At 56.0% G+C, this 755-nt stretch carries 1 protein-coding gene and 1 pseudogene; both read right to left on the bottom strand.

What is annotated here, in order from left to right; translation table 11 throughout:
* Nucleotides 1-513, bottom strand: a 513-nt coding sequence (locus ACR0EL_RS22195) for a Crp/Fnr family transcriptional regulator (protein WP_480502317.1), incomplete at its 3' end; no start/stop codon positions are given.
* A 109-nt stretch (nt 514-622) separates the two neighbouring features.
* Nucleotides 623-755 (bottom strand): annotated as a pseudogene (locus tag ACR0EL_RS22190) (septation protein A); the annotation flags it as partial.

Here is a 755-nt window from a genome sequence, read left to right as displayed (position 1 = left end):
CTGCGAAAGCGTGATACGTGCCGTTGGGCTGTCCTGTTGTCCTGCCAGGTGCAAAAGCTTGCGCGCCAGTCGGGTCGGCATCGGCAGGAATACCTGCTCGTTCAATTGAGCGCCCATATAACGCATGCGAAGACCGGCCAAGCGGATCAGATCCACCGCAAGGTCAGGATGTTCCCGGATCTGCGCCATCATGTCTTTCTGGCGAACGCGCAGGACTTTGGAGGGCTCAGCTGCAGTAACGGTTGCGGTGCGGGGACCGCTGTCGAACAACGCGATTTCCCCGAACACCTCACCTGGGCGCATCATGCTGAGAGAAAGCTTGCGCCCGCTCGACGCAAGAAATGACACTTCGAGCGCACCGGAAAGAATGGCATAGAGCGCATCGCCTTCATCGTCCTGCTCGAACAGGACATCGCCCCGATCCAATGTGACTTCGGTGGCCTGGGCTGCCAGCATGGTGCGCAGCTCTTCAGAGGCTTCGGACAGGAATCCACTGTTGGGAAATGCCATCATTCGGGCGCTGATCTCCGGGGTTGAGTGGTGCGGGTGGTGACCCAACTTTTCACAGCTTCAAGCTTAAGCCAAGAAATTTTGTTAGCTTGTTACGCTTGGGCAAGAACAGTTATTGCTTGTCGGGATCATCCATATAGCTTTGTAGCAGGTTGAACTGCATCATCAGAAACGCCATCAAGGCAATGGGAAAGCCGAAGGTTTCGATCTTGACCCATAGGTCCGTTGACATCGTGCGCCAGACC

This window comes from Ruegeria sp. AH12 (assembly GCF_056541465.1).
Note: the sequence above shows the minus strand (reverse complement) of the source record. Positions and strands in the feature narration are given on the sequence as shown.